This is a genomic window from Undibacterium sp. Xuan67W (assembly GCF_049340165.1).
GTDB lineage: Bacteria > Pseudomonadota > Gammaproteobacteria > Burkholderiales > Burkholderiaceae_D > Undibacterium.
On the sequence record NZ_JBMPPN010000062.1, the window covers coordinates 1 to 372 of the forward strand.

The 372-nt window shown below is 45.7% G+C and carries 1 pseudogene; it reads right to left on the reverse strand.

Going from position 1 to position 372, the window contains the following annotated elements:
• Positions 1-187: 187 nt before the first annotated feature.
• Positions 188-372 (reverse strand): annotated as a pseudogene (locus ACO0LE_RS20270) (IS3 family transposase); the annotation flags it as partial.

The following is a 372-nucleotide window of genomic DNA, read 5'->3' on the forward strand; positions in this document are numbered from 1 at the left end:
CTCCCATAAATTCCACCGCTCTCAACATAAGCTTGTTTAATTTCAGTCAGAATCTGCACATTTGCCTTCGCGCGTTCAGATAAAGGATTCTTCTTCCAAGCATAGAATCCGCTACGATTTACCTTTAGAACGCGGCACAGGCTCGTTAAACGGTATTGGTATCTATGAGCGTCGATGAATGCGTACTTTACTCTGACTCCCTGGCAAAGTACGCTGCGACCTTTTTTAGGATATCTCGTTCTTCAGTTGTTCTTTTCAGCTCTGCTTTTAGCCGTGCCATTTCGGCCTTCAACTCAGCAACGTTATCATTGGCCACGGAAGACTGTTTGCCGCTGCTCTGCCGAATCCACAGATACAGACTCTTGTCTGATA